Source organism: Pseudomonadota bacterium, assembly GCA_030859565.1.
Classification (GTDB): Bacteria; Pseudomonadota; Gammaproteobacteria; order JACCXJ01; family JACCXJ01; genus USCg-Taylor.
The window spans coordinates 15605-28987 of record JALZJW010000039.1 but is presented as its reverse complement, the minus strand read 5'-3'; the positions used below and the strand labels follow the sequence as shown (position 1 = coordinate 28987).

Below are 13383 nucleotides of genomic sequence, written 5' to 3'. Positions count from 1 at the left end.
GCACTGGGTGCTCTACAACCTCCCGCCGACCGCCGCCGGGCTCCCGGAGGCGGTCGCTCCGCGCGATCTGCCGTCCGGCACGCGCGAGGGGTTGAACGACTGGAAGCGCACCGGCTACGGGGGCCCCTGCCCGCCGATCGGCCGCCATCGCTACTTGCACAAGCTCTATGCGCTCGATGTCGTGTTGCCCGACCTCGGCAAACCGACTGCGGCAGCACTGCAAAACAGGATGCAGGGTCATATCCTCGCCCAGGTGCGACTAATCGGGACATACCAGCGCAACTAGATTTTTGGTGGCGAGGCGGCAGAATCAGGGAAAGCGTCGAGCCAGAATCGTCGGGCAGGGACCAAGGGACTGCCAGATTTTTCATCATCTAGACGGATGAAATCACCGCCGCTACGCCCTGCTCGATGGCTGAAAGGTCTTGAGCAACAGGATAAACCCCAGCCGCGTCGTATCGTCCTTGGTCACCGGATTGCACAACGCGATGTCCTCGGCCGTTGGCGTATAGCAACGCGCCACCTCCGCGGGTGATTAATGGGTTTTGAATCGGGGAGTTGTCGTTGGTGGCTTCTGGGACTTATAGAACAACCGTGCCCGCAGTCCAGCAGGTCACGTTAGCTAAGCAGGGGTAGAGCAAAGGTCACTTATGAAGCAGCCTCTGTTCACGCGCGCATTCGTGCTGGCCGCGTGCGCTACGTTGATGCTCAGTCTCGCGGCTTCCTGTTCGTACACCTGCCCGGTTTTCTGCAACAGCTTGGGGCGGGGGAGGCAGAAATCGGCCGCATCATGGCGGCGCAGGCGTTGGGTGCGGTGATCGCGTGGCCGCTCGTAGGGCGGCTGATGGACGTACGCGGCCGGCGCGTTGTGATCCTCGGCGGTTGCGTACTATTTATTGTCACGATCACGCTTTATCTCTTCATCGACTCGCTGGGACCGTTTGTGTACGGCGTACGCCTGCTCGATGGCGTGGCCCACACTATGTGGTACACGGCCTTGTTTACTTATGGTGCTGACCTCGTCCCTGCACAGCGACGCACCCACGGATTGGCTATCTTCGGCACTGCGGGGTTGACCACGATCGGGCTCGGCGCACAGTTTGGCGATGTCATCCTGGCATACGCCAACTACCGGGAGCTGTTCTACGGCGCGCTTGGTTTTGCCGTTGTCGGCTTGATCATGTGTTTGCCGCTCCGCGATGTGCTGATCACGCATGGCGACGCCAGCCTTCCGTCGCGCGGTATCTTCGCGGCCGCGACCCAGTGGAATCTGCTGCCGATGTGGTGCGCGTCGGTCGCGTTTTTCGTCTCGCTGCAGGGGCTTTTCGCGTTTTTGAAGACATTTGTATCCACCGTGAATATAGGTAGCGTCGGCAGTTTCTGTATCGCCTATGCCACGATCGCTGTCGCACTGCGCGTATTCTTAGGCTGGGTCCCGGATCGGCTCGGGACACGGCGCATGCTCGGCATTGCGATGTCTTTTTATGCGCTGGGCTTCACCGTTCTGTCGGCCGCACAGACGCCCGTGCACCTGCTGGTAGCGGGACTCCTTTGCGGAACCGGTCATGGTTACACCTACCCCGTGCTCTTCAGTCTGGTCGTGGAACGCGCCGAGCCCCGCGAGCGGGGCTCGGCTATGGCCTTCTATACGATGATCGACTGGCTCGGCTTGCTTATCGCTGGACCAGTCTTTGGTTACGTGATCGAACTCGCGGGATACGGCGTTGCCTTCGTCAGTCTTGCGCTGCTGCTAGCCAGCGGCCTCGGTTTGTTCTATGGCATCGATCGCCCCAAGCGGTCGCCACGGCGCTAACCAAGAACTCGGGCGCGCTCGCAGGAGCTGACCCTGAGGCGGGTCGTTAGAAAAAAGATGTGAGGCGCGCGGTGCACACCTTAATCGATCGCTTTCTCGCTGGTACCGATCAAATGATAGTAGCGCGGTCCAATCGTTCGTGCGATTCTGTCATCCGTCTACTCTCGTGCCCCAAAGCGAGCTACCTCGTCGGGCATGATTTCCGTGGACTTGGGACGCGCGCTGAATCATCGGTTGATGCCCTGGGCACGAGCTCGATGTACGGACGCCGGCGTCGCATAAGGCATTCGGGGATAGAGTAGGTGCCGGACGGCAGACGCAGCGGATGCCAGCCGAAAACCCAGAAAAATACAGAAAGTAGAACAAGCGGTCGAGGTGGCCTAAGTTAGAGCACCCCACCCACCCCACAGGGCTGCACCCGGTTTCAAATAAGTCACATTTTGCAATTCCTATCGGTCCAGCCGTATCGGTTCGCCGCCTTTCGTGATCGGCTATTGCGCCATTGGCGGCCAATTACCCTTATGCATCCGGCCGGATCATGGAGTCGAGTGCCTTGTCGATGAAGACCGCTTGTTGGGCCGAATCGATCTGTTTGCCGTTTGCCAGCCTTTGGGCCTGCTCGAACAGCGGCTCGAAGAGATTTGCCTGGTCGACCGGCGCTTTCAGGGTGATACGCCCGGCGGCGGCGAACCGCTGCTCCCAGGCTTTGCGCACCACGTCCCAGAAGGGGCCTGTCCGCTCGAAGTATCGGTCTCCTGCGCTGAAATCGAAGTTCTTGATGCGGTCGTAGCGGGCGACTCCATATTCCCGGGCGAGGTAAGGCTGCGATGCACGCAGCACGCCGGGCGCCTTCGACACCGCTTTCAAATTGTTCTCTTCCTGTACCCAGCCGCGAGCCGTGATCGTGTGACGATTGGTGCCGATCAGCAGATCGTAGTCCTTGCGCACGCTCCACTCGCGTCGCGGCAGGGGTCGCCAGGTCTGACCGCCGATCCACGTCGAGACGCCGTCAGCATGTTGCCAGCGCCCAAAACTCTCGTAGCGCGGCGAGTCGTCGACCTGGTACACCGCCTGCGTCCATGATCCGGCGGCATCGCCCTTGGAAATCGTGCGCTTTTGCCAAGTTTCCCGGCCGAGGTATTCAATCAGCGTATCATCCTGATACGACCAGTCCTGCCGCCAATGCTTGGTGACAAACGGCTCGGTAACTTTGCCGTCTTTGCCGATGATCCGCATGACCAGCACATGCTGCAAGCTGATGAAGTTCCCGCGGTCCTCCCCGACATAGACGTACTCGGTGCCCCAGGATTGATAGGGGCGCTCGCGGGTGGGCGTAGGCCTGAAATCCACGGTCTCCAGGAAGTCGAAGGTCACACGGTAGCCGCCCGCCATAGCCAAAATGGCGCGGCGGTCGCGCGCGACGGGAGTCAGGTCGGCCTCTTGCAATGCTTTCCAAGCGCTCGAAGGTTCCCTATCCAGCTCGACCTCCGGTCCCCGCGTCGTGCCGCCGCGAGGCGCAGAAGCCGGATCGCTCGAAAGCGGCCAGGAAAATGTGTACCGCTGAACAGGCGGGGCTTCATCTGCGGCCTGCACCGTCGCTGGCAAAGCCACCGCCAGCACGGCGGCGCAGATCAGTCGCTCTCGAATCCTAGTCTTCATGGATGCAATCTCAATCTGGTGAAACGGATCTTTCGAAGCACGGCGCTGCTCCTAGCTAGTACGTGGGTGCCGGCGAGTTGATTCTGCCACAACAATGTCGGTCATTGCAGTCTTGATGCGTGATCTCGTGGCAGTCTTCGTTGGCAGGAAGATCTCTGTGCTGACAAGCTACCGTCACAAAGTTTCGGTCACCGCCGGGTTGCTCGCGCTAACGGATCGGATAATCCCCACGCAGGGCCCGAAGGATACCCCGCGACCCTTTTCAAGGCTTTTCAGCCTTGTAGGCGGATAGCAAAATCGCGTGTGCGTATTTGTGCTGAGCACGCTACAGGGAGGCCGGCGTACGGCCCTCCATGGGATCAGTGGGCGACTGCTTCGATAACGCCATGTACGAGAGCTTCTTCGCCACGCTGGAATGCGAGCTGCTGGATCGCCGGCCCTTCGAGAGCCAGGCCGAGGCGAGTATGGCCATCTTCGAGTTCATCGAGGGCTGGTACAACCCGCATCGCCGGCATTCGTCCATCGGCTACTTGTCACCCGTCAACTACGAGAGGAGGATATGCCCGACACGCACGCGACCGCTGCATCCCAGGCTCGACTCCCAAGCCGTAAACCGTCCATGGAACGGGGGTAACTCCAGGACAAAGTTAGCCCTTTCATTGCAGTGCTGTCTCTGCTATTTCATGACCGATGATCCGTTCGGACATTGCAATCAGTTCGCTTTGTCCTCAACCACGCGCAATTTGGTGCGAATGAAATCACTGTGTGAGACGTGCAGAAGATCGGCAATCTTGCGTACGTAATACTCCTCGTACTTATCGATTTCGATGTCCGCGTTCGCGACCTGCCACAGGGACTGTACTATGCTCACGCGATCCTCCTGGGTAAGGTTCTGATTGAGTAAACGGGTAAATTCCGTTAAGGAGACGGCTTGATCAGCGGCACGATCGGCAAGCTGCACTAGCTCTTGGGCCTCCAATTCGTCAAGCCCAAAGCTCTTTCTCATCGCTTCAATGATGGCCGCCCGCTCGCAGTCCGACACATGATTATCTGCTCTGCTGATTTCGACCAACAATGCCGCGGTCGCCAAGTTCAGCGCGTGCGCTTTGTTCGTTTCTAATTGCGTAACCAAACAAGACCTAAACCACTCGGTTAGGGAAGCTAGCATGTCGCTTTAAATCCAGGAGGGTTATAGCGGGGAAAGACCGCCCGAAAGGGCGATCGCGTCGTTTTCAACATGAGGATATTCCTGAACCGAGGCGACGAGGGGCCTCTCAACGAGATCCAATCGCAGTCATTGCCTGAATACATGATCAGTTGTCGAGAAAGGCGGCAGATTCATTGACCGCACCATCACGTTAGGAAAGCGCCAGGCGATTGCGGCGGTGGAGTACGCGCTCTCGGAATGAAGAAAGGGGTATCGGAAAGTGCGTGCTAGTTCCCATTTAGCGTATCGAGATAAAGGAGTTCCCGATCTAATATCCCCGAATGCCGTATTGGTGCTGGAGCTATGGCTACGAAGCGTAAATGTCTGAGTCCTCGATGCAAGGTGCGAGTGAGTGCGTGTCGATCAAACGGCCGAGCGCGCCTCGCCCGTGCGATCGCGCCGCTGGCGCGCCGCCGCGGCCAGATCGCCGAGGAGCGCCTCGGTTTGGGTCCAACTGATGCAGGCGTCCGTGATGCTCTGACCATAGACCAGTGGACGGCCTGGCGCCTGATCCTGACGCCCCGCTACCAGATGGCTCTCGATCATCAGCCCCAAAATCCGCCGATCTCCCGCCGCGATCTGGGTACAGATCTCGTGACCGACCTGTACCTGGCGCTCGTGGTTCTTGGCGCTGTTCGCGTGGCTACAATCGATCATGATGCGCGCCGGTAAGCCTGCTTTCGCCAACAATGCCGCGGCAGCATCAACGCTCCCCGCATCGTAGTTCGGCTGGCGTTGGCCTCCACGCAGGATGATATGCCCATCGGGATTGCCCGTCGTGGAGAGAATGGCCGCATGCCCGCCTTTGGTCACGCCCAAGAAATGGTGCGGATTCCGCGCCGAGATGATCGCGTCCACCGCGATCTGTAGTCCCCCATCGGTCGCGTTCTTGAAGCCGATGGGGCAGGACAATCCCGAGGCCAGCTCGCGGTGCACCTGGCTTTCGGTAGTGCGCGCGCCGATAGCGCCCCAGGCGATCAGATCGGCGTAGTACTGCGGGCTGATCGGATCGAGAAATTCGGTGCCGGCAGGTACCCCCATTTCGGCCAGATCCAGCAGCAGCCGCCGGGCGATATGCAAGCCGTCGTTGATCCGAAAGCTCCCGTCGAGCTTTGGATCGTTGATCAAACCCTTCCAACCCACGGTAGTCCGCGGTTTCTCAAAATAGACGCGCATCACGATCAAAAGGTCTTCGGCGCAGGTTTTCAGCGCGCGTCTGAGACCTGTAGCGTAGTCACGCGCGGCGTCGGGATCATGGATCGAACAGGGTCCCGTAATGACAAGCAGCCGGTCGTCGCGTTCGTCGAGTAAGGCCTGGATCGCCGCGCGCGCTTTTAGCACGGTGCCCGCGGCCGCGGCGGTGACGGGCAAGTCAGCGTGCAGCGTAGCGGGTGCGAGGACCTCGCGTGTCTCCGTGATACGGAGGTCTTCGGTGCTTGATCGGATCATTGTGAAGTTCGAGTGCGCTTGTGGCTGGTTTGAGCATATGGTACCGCGCGCCTCGCGCCAACGGAAACAGCGAGGTCGATCGTAGCGGAAATCATCCCGGGCAAGGACGCGCCGGGTCTAGCTCTTCGGGGCTCCGTCCGATGCGCCCGAGAGCGATTCCCTCTTGTTCGGCTTCCTGTTCCTCGATGAGATCGCCGAGGATGTTCTTGAGCCGCGCCTCGATGCGTTGCCGCTGGTAGTGATCGACCAAAGGGGAGCGGCGGGCAAAGCATAGTTGGTCACGCGCTAGGTGAGTCTCACCGGCCAGGTAACTTTGTTCTCCTAGCGCTATCTGTGCTTCGACTTCCGCCCCGAGTTTTCCTTCCGCTTCCGCCAAGATCCCATAGTAGGCGGCATCCACCTCGTGGCTTAAGGCGTAGCTGCGCAGCATTCGGCGGGCTTCCTCGGCTTGACCCGAAGTGAGCAGCGTTTTCGCCTGTCCGAGGACCGCGGGGCGGTAGTTGGGGTAAAGTTTCAGCGTCTCGCCGTAGATCGAAAGCGCCGCGCGCGGCCGCTTCTCGGCGAGCGCAAGCCGCGCGGCCGCAAGAAGGTAGGCGGTCTGCTCGGGATCGGCGTGCCGAAGTTGCTTTAGCTGCCGCCGCGCTTCGCGGTAGTCACCGGCTTCGGTCAGCGCCAAGGCATACCCATAGCGCGCCGCGCCGGCGTTTAAAAACAGGCCCGATTTTAGCTGCCGCTCGAAATAGGCCACGGCCGCCGCGGGTTGCCCCAGTGCGCTTAGCCGGAGCTTGGTCCGCACCAGATGAAAGGCGAGGCTGTCACGGTGATGTTTTGTTGGGTACTGTTCGGCGCGATTTCTGGAGTCGGCGATGCGCGTCACCGAGACCGGGTGAGTCCGCAGGAATTCCGGTAACTGGGCATTATCGGTGAGCCGGTTCGCGCGCTGCACACGCTCGAAGAAGGACGGCATTCCACGCGGATCGAATCCCGATTGCGCCAAAATCTGCATACCGATCCGATCGGCTTCTTCTTCATTGGAGCGCGTGAAGTTGAGTTGATACTGGGCGTTGCCCGCGGCAATGGCCGCGAACGCCGCCTGACCAGCTTCCGGGTTTTGAGTGCCGAGCAGGATCGCGCCCAGCATCGCCGCCGCCATGGGGATGCTGAGCTGCGAGGCTTTCTCGAAGGTACGAGCCATATGGCGTTGGGTCACGTGCGCGATTTCATGAGCGACCACAGCGGCTAGCTCGCTCTCCGTCTCCGTGTGCAACAACAGTCCGGTGTGGATTCCGATAAAACCGCCCGGGGCGGCAAACGCGTTCAGCGTCGGGTCGCCTACCAAGAAAAATTCGAAGTTATGCACCGCGTTTTCGACCTGGGCGGTGAGCGCCGAACCCAAGGATTGAACGTAAGCTTCGATTTCCGGGTCAATTACGAGCCTTTCATGCCGCCGTAAATGCCGGAAGAGACCGCGCCCGAGGCGCCGCTCCTGTTCCGGTGACACCGAGGCGGAGGCGGAATCGCCAAAGTCGGGAAGCTCGATAGCGAGCGCCGGAAACGGGCCGAGCAAGCTCAAAAGGGCCAGGGTCAATAGTTTTTTGGGAGTGTTCCTACACACTACGCAAGCATCCACCCGATATCGGCCTTAAAGCGTTGTAGACTTGGGGCGGTATGTCAAGTTCCAACGCTTTGGAAGCCGGTGCGTCAAGCCTGCCTTATGCTATTCCATTCCGGTAGCGCCGGCCATCAATCTGGATTCCTGGCGCGGTGATTGCCCATTGGATCTCGGGTACGCGGTGCGGACCGCGTGAACTGGCGTCCCCTCAGGCTTTGAGGTGAATTTCGGGGCGGATAGGTTAGCTCGCGGACACGGGAAGTGTCGGTTGTGAGAGACAAACAGGGACCAAGGACGGTAATCGAGCTGAGCATAAGGATCTGCTTGGTGGTCAGGAGGTTCTAAGGAGGAAAGTCCCCGCCTCACCAGGGAGTGGTGTACCGAAAGCGCGAAGCCCGTCGCTCGCCATCACGTGCACATGGCCAAACAACCCCGCGCGTGCATGGCCAGGGTGGAGCCCGCACTGCGTACCCGCTGCTAGAACCCGTGCTCCCCGCGCATGGGTTCTTCTCCCGCCCGCTTGGCTCGCGTATCCTTCCCCGGATACGTTATCATTTTGTTACCCCACCCCGGAGCGGGGCCCGATGTACCTGGCGCATTTCGATCTCCAAGAGCCGCCCTTCGCGCTGACCCCCGATCCGCGCTATTTGTACCTGAGCGATCGTCACCGCGAAGGTCTTGCGCATCTCATCTACGGCCTGGAAGAAGGCGGCGGCTTCGTACAGTTGACCGGGGAAATCGGGACCGGCAAAACCACCCTGTGCCGAGTCTTGCTCGAACGCTTGCCGGACGGAGTGGAGGTCGCGTTTGTCCTGAATCCGAGACTCACGGACATCGATCTCCTGGCCACGATCTGCGATGAGTTTGGGATTGAATATTCACGAGAAACCGCCACCCAAAAGTTCCTCGTCGATGCGCTTTATCGCCACGCATTGGATGCGCACGCACAGGGACGGCGAACGGTACTGATCATCGATGAGGCCCAAAACCTGAGCCCGCAAGTCCTCGAGCAAGTGCGGCTGCTCACCAACCTCGAAACCACAAAAAAGAAGCTTCTGCAGATCATCTTGATCGGCCAACCGGAACTAATCGAGATCCTCGCCCGCAGCGATCTGCGGCAACTCGCGCAACGGATCTCGGCCCGCTATCACCTGCTGCCGTTTTCAAGACAGGAGACCTCGGATTACATCGCCCATCGCATGGCGATCGCGGGTGCTGGCGGACAGGTATTTAAACGTAGCGCGCGCCGTCTCATCCACCGGGCCGCGCAAGGGTTTCCACGCCTTATCAATGTCTACTGCGATCGCGCCTTGCTCGGGGCGTTCGTGCGCGATCAGGGCAGCGTCACTGCGGGGACGGCGCGCAAGGCCGTGGGCGAAGTCAAGGGCGCCGCGATCAAGATCAAGCGCTGGAGGTGGCTAGCCGCCGCGGCGGCGCTTGCCAGTGCCGGCAGCGCCGCCTGGTGGTTCATCCCGGCGTTTGACACCGGCTGGAAGTCGCCGGTCTCCGAAAACCGTGTTGAAGTTCCCGCCAGCGCGGCGGTCAAACCGGCCAACATAGGCATCATCGCCGGCCGCGCGGATCGGAAGAAAACCGGCGCGGAAAATGACAGCGCGAGTCGCCCGAAAGGCGAAAACGCGGCACGGCGCAAGCTGTCCGAGACGCTGCCGTGGCTCAGCGAACCCGGTATTCGCGCCGATCGTGATACCGCCCTCGCAAGCATGCTGCTGTTATGGGGCGTGAGCGACAGTTCCCGCGTAGCGCAAGCACCGTGCAATTCGGCGCCGAAACACGGGCTGCAATGCCTGTCCCGATGGGGTGGTTGGGATAGCCTGCGTGCATTCGACCTGCCCGCGGTAATCGGGCTGTTCTTAAAGACAGGCGAGGCGCGGTTCGTTACTGTCATCGGACTAGATGGCGATCAAGTTACCTTGACCGTCGGCCGGAAGACCGGGATCTATCCGCGCGCGGCCATCGAGCCGTTGTGGAACGGCTATTATACGGTGGTGTGGCGGCCCCCGGAACGCGTTGAGCGACTGATCTCGCCCGGCGTCGAAGGTGCCGGCGTCCTTTGGCTCCGGGAACGCTTGGACCAACTGGATGGCAGGAAAGCGCAAGTAGCCAAACCGGGGCATTATGACGAGGCGCTCAGGGAACGCGTGATTGCGTTTCAGCATCGACACGCCCTGGCGCCCGATGGCATGATCGGGCCGGAAACGCTTTTGTACCTAGTCACGGCCGTACGCACGGCCGGGAACCCTTCGCTCACGATTCCGAAATCCTAGCCTATGTCGTTCATTCTCGAAGCGTTAAAGAAAGTCGAGCGCGAACGCGCGGCGCGGGAGACGCCGACCTTACATTCGATTGCGCTCGGAGAAAAAGCGCCGCGCCGGAGCCGGTGGCCTTGGGTGATTTCCGGCGCCTTGCTGCTCAATGCGACCGTCGCCGGGATACTCTTATGGCGGCACGAAATTTGGGATGGTGGGTTGAGAACCGATGACGTCGCGGCTAATGCTGCGCCGGGATCCGTCGAGCCGCCCGAACCCGCGCGCGCCGCGCCTGAGATGAAGACAACCGATACACATGCTCGCTCAAACGCGAAAGAGGAGAGCGCCAAGGCCGTTGCGCCGCCACCCGCTGTTGAGCCTCGGCCTCCGCAGCCTGCCGCCGCCGCACCTAGCGCGGAGACCGCCCTCCCGGCGCGGCAGCAGGCGCCGCGCGATACACCGGCGCGGGAACAGCAACGCGAAGCGCGCGGAGACCTTAAACCACCGCAGCCAACACCGTTCAAAGCCCCCGAGGCGAAACTTTCGGGGGAGCCAGAAATCGCCACACCGCCAGCGGCGGCCATGCTAGATCAGCTAGAACAAAAGCCAGTGCTAGCGCCGCCGGAGGATCCAAGGCTCGATGAAATGCCGTCCTATGCTGAGATGCCAGCCGAGGTGCAGGCGGCGGTGCCCGACCTGAAGGTGAGTCTCATGGCCTACGCCCCGAATGCGGCGGACCGATTGGTGTACATCAAGAACCGCCGCTACGTGGAGGGCGATGTTATTGAAGGCAAACTCAAGGTCGAGACCATCACGCGTAAAGGCGTCGTCCTGAGTTACGACGGAGAGCGATTCCTGCTTTCGCCCTGAAGCGCTGGCATGCGTCGGCTCGACTTAATCGTGCTGAAATATGCACTCGCCCGTGGATTGCGCACAGGCAGCGCTCAGCTACGCTACTGGCCCTGCGAATGCGCAGCAGACGGTACGCCCAACCTTATCGAGGCCAAACCGGTTGAGATCGCTTATCCCCGCCGGAAAACGAACGATAGTTCTAGATACTCACGTCCCTCTGTGCCAACATGACTGAGACATCTTTCTTTGTGAGTTTACTGTATAGAAAGGTGAAAACCATCGGGGGATGATCTTCGCCGGGATAATCACCCAAGGCTCGGGCACGTTAGGATGCCACCGACGCAGGGCGATTTGCTTCCTCCGTTGCGCGGAGATCCGGACGCTTGCTGAGATCCACTATCCGGTCACTGAAGAGGGCGACCGCGATGCCGGCCATCGGGTGCGCATGGCCGAGGTTGTCGTTGAGCTTCTTGGCCGCCAGTCGATTCGCGTCATTCGGACCACGTTCGATATGCTCACCTTCGACGACGAAGGTTGCTTTGACTCGAGCGCATTCGACAGGCATCAACGGGCCCGCGTTGAACTGGCGTTGTGCTTGTGCCCCGTTGGTCGCAGTCGGGTGTGGAATCGCGTGGCGCCGATAGAGTGCCTAAATGTCTGTTTATGGTCGGCTTTGTGACATCTGGTCGATGGTCGCTTTGCGGCCAAAAGCGGGCAGTTAAGCTCGTCTTGCTAAGCTTTGTGTCGGTATCGCGACCCATACACACATCGCAATCAATCCGAGAATTACAAGGCTGAAGAAAATCGTCTGCCCCAACTGTAGCTCAGCCATTTGATCGTATCTCCGAGCGCGTGCCGTTAACAGTGCCACGCACAAACCAACTCGCGACAAGCGCCGCCGCCAACTGCGCAGCAATAAAACCGACAACATACATTGGCGCGATGCCTGTAAAAGTGTTTGTGATTGAGCGGCCCAACGTGACTGCTGGATTCGCGAATGAGGTCGAAGCAGTAAACCAGTACGCGGCGGTGATGTAGGCGGCCACCGCATGGGGCGTGGATTCATTGCGGAAGCGCGAACAAAGCAACACAGTGCCAAGCAGTCCGATGGTCGCCACAAACTCGCTCCAGATCAGGTGCCCGCCGGGGCGAAGCTTTGTAGCAACATCGAAGACGGGCAATCCGAACATTGCATGCGTGGCCCAAACCCCCGCGATTGCTCCGGCTACCTGAGCAACCGCGTAGCCGGGTAGATCTCGCCAAGAGAGATCACCGCGGACAGCCAACGTGAAGCTCACAGCGGGGTTCAAATGGGCGCCCGAAATGGGCCCAAGCGTAAGAAGGATGGCCAGCAATCCGGCGCCAGTAGCCAGGGAATTGGCGAGGAGTGTGATGGCCTCGTTACCGCCGGCGAGGTGCTCTCCCATGATCCCCGACCCAACTACCATTGCCAACAGAAACGCAGTGCCAATACTCTCTGCTGCAAGCTTCCGCCAAGGCGTCATGCCCGCTTTGCACTGCCTATAGCGCGCAGTTCATTCAAGAGAGACATGCGATCGAGCGTTTCCAGTGGCAACGCCAGTAACAGGCGGATGCGGGCGGTAATCTCCAGAAAAATCTTCTCGAACATGCGCCGTTTCTCGACATCTGGCCCTGGATGGGCGGCCGGATCCTCGAATCCCCAATGCGCAGTTGCTGGGTGGCCGGGCCAGATCGGGCAGGTTTCGCCTGCCGCGTTGTCGCAGACGGTGAAAATGAAATCCATCTGCGGGGCATCCTTGGCAGCGAATTCGTCCCAGCTCTTGCTGCGCAGCCCACTTGTGGGGAAGCCTTTGCTGGACAGCAGATCAAGCGCGAATGGATTTATCCGCCCTGCGGGAAAGCTGCCCGCGCTATAGGCTCGAAACCGTCCTGTCCCCAAGTTGCTCAAGAGGGCTTCCGCCATCACGCTGCGTGCCGAATTGCCTGAACAAATGAACAACACGTTGTACGGTTGGTTCTTCACGGTGTTCATCCGCAGCAGGCTGCTGTGCTGTCCGGCGCCTTTGCATTCGGGACACAGCAAGCGGCAGTAATTTCGTCCTTCGGCTGTGTGGCGAGTGGAACGCAGCAGGCGCCTTCGCTTGGTAGCGCGATAGCCCCATTGTCATGGCCATAAACAGGGATGCCGCCAAGCGTGTGGAACGTCTCCCAAGCGATTCCCTGCGGGTCCTGTATCCAGTACTTGTCGGACTTGGCGTAGCAGCAGGCCGCTTTGGCTTCAAGAACGGTAGAGATGCCGGCATTCGCCGCTTGCTCGTGCAGGCTGACCAGTTCGTCCGCTGAGTCCACCTGGAATCCCAGATGATTCACTCCGACGTTGTGGCCCCGTTCTGAAATCGCAAAGTTGATCCGCGGATCCTCGATCATCCATTTCGCGTAGTCGTACTTCTGGAGGGTCGGGGGCGTCCCGAAAAGCTTCGAGTAGAACCCGACGCTTTCACTGACGTCACGGACGGATACGTGGACGTGAAAACGTTTCATG

The 13383-nt window shown here is 60.1% G+C and carries 13 protein-coding genes and 1 pseudogene; 5 read left to right on the top strand and 9 right to left on the bottom strand.

The window, feature by feature from the left end:
- Positions 1-286, top strand: a 286-nt coding sequence (locus M3436_07920) for a YbhB/YbcL family Raf kinase inhibitor-like protein (protein ID MDQ3564055.1), incomplete at its 5' end; no start/stop codon positions are given.
- Positions 287-397: 111 nt separating this feature from the next.
- On the opposite strand, the gene M3436_07915 is transcribed toward M3436_07920, so the two are convergent.
- A complete protein-coding gene (locus tag M3436_07915) occupies positions 398-523 on the bottom strand; it encodes a DUF4158 domain-containing protein (protein ID MDQ3564054.1) in 126 nt (41 codons plus the stop codon).
- Positions 524-691: 168 nt separating this feature from the next.
- Between M3436_07915 and M3436_07910 the strand changes: the two genes are divergently transcribed.
- Complete coding sequence (locus M3436_07910; GenBank protein ID MDQ3564053.1) at positions 692-1813, top strand: MFS transporter; 1122 nt, start codon at positions 692-694, stop codon at positions 1811-1813.
- 519 nt (positions 1814-2332) lie between these two features.
- On the opposite strand, the gene M3436_07905 is transcribed toward M3436_07910, so the two are convergent.
- Entirely contained in the window at positions 2333-3433 is a 1101-nt protein-coding gene (locus tag M3436_07905) for a hypothetical protein (protein ID MDQ3564052.1), read from the bottom strand.
- Positions 3434-3801: 368 nt separating this feature from the next.
- Between M3436_07905 and M3436_07900 the strand changes: the two are divergent.
- Positions 3802-4029 (top strand): annotated as a pseudogene (locus M3436_07900) (integrase core domain-containing protein).
- 155 nt (positions 4030-4184) lie between these two features.
- Here the strand turns inward: M3436_07900 and M3436_07895 are convergent.
- The 3 genes from M3436_07895 to M3436_07885 all read right to left on the bottom strand — a co-directional run bounded on the left by M3436_07895 (position 4185) and on the right by M3436_07885 (position 7716).
- A complete protein-coding gene (locus M3436_07895) occupies positions 4185-4640 on the bottom strand; it encodes a TerB family tellurite resistance protein (GenBank protein MDQ3564051.1) in 456 nt (151 codons plus the stop codon).
- Between the two features lie 402 nt (positions 4641-5042).
- Positions 5043-6128 (bottom strand): 3-deoxy-7-phosphoheptulonate synthase, encoded by a 1086-nt coding sequence (locus tag M3436_07890; protein MDQ3564050.1) that lies wholly within the window; start codon positions 6126-6128, stop codon positions 5043-5045.
- Between the two features lie 91 nt (positions 6129-6219).
- Complete coding sequence (locus tag M3436_07885) at positions 6220-7716, bottom strand: M48 family metalloprotease (GenBank protein MDQ3564049.1); 1497 nt, start codon at positions 7714-7716, stop codon at positions 6220-6222.
- A 608-nt stretch (positions 7717-8324) separates the two neighbouring features.
- On the opposite strand from M3436_07885, the gene M3436_07880 reads away from it, so the two are divergent.
- Positions 8325-10025 (top strand): AAA family ATPase, encoded by a 1701-nt coding sequence (locus M3436_07880; GenBank protein MDQ3564048.1) that lies wholly within the window; start codon positions 8325-8327, stop codon positions 10023-10025.
- A gap of 3 nt (positions 10026-10028) precedes the next feature.
- Positions 10029-10877, top strand: a complete 849-nt coding sequence (locus M3436_07875) for a general secretion pathway protein GspB (GenBank protein MDQ3564047.1) — start codon at positions 10029-10031, stop codon at positions 10875-10877.
- A 307-nt stretch (positions 10878-11184) separates the two neighbouring features.
- On the opposite strand, the gene M3436_07870 is transcribed toward M3436_07875, so the two are convergent.
- The 4 genes from M3436_07870 to M3436_07855 all read right to left on the bottom strand — a co-directional run bounded on the left by M3436_07870 (position 11185) and on the right by M3436_07855 (position 13382).
- Complete coding sequence (locus M3436_07870; GenBank protein MDQ3564046.1) at positions 11185-11427, bottom strand: hypothetical protein; 243 nt, start codon at positions 11425-11427, stop codon at positions 11185-11187.
- 256 nt (positions 11428-11683) lie between these two features.
- Positions 11684-12364, bottom strand: coding sequence for an aquaporin family protein (locus tag M3436_07865; GenBank protein MDQ3564045.1), 681 nt, complete (start codon positions 12362-12364; stop codon positions 11684-11686).
- Positions 12361-12864 carry an arsenate reductase ArsC gene (locus tag M3436_07860; protein MDQ3564044.1) on the bottom strand — a complete coding sequence of 168 codons (504 nt, stop codon included), beginning with the start codon at positions 12862-12864 and terminating at the stop codon, positions 12361-12363. Before M3436_07860 ends, M3436_07865 begins: the two co-directional genes overlap by 4 nt.
- Before the next feature lie 5 nt (positions 12865-12869).
- Positions 12870-13382, bottom strand: coding sequence for a VOC family protein (locus tag M3436_07855; GenBank protein ID MDQ3564043.1), 513 nt, complete (start codon positions 13380-13382; stop codon positions 12870-12872).
- Position 13383: the final 1 nt, after the last annotated feature.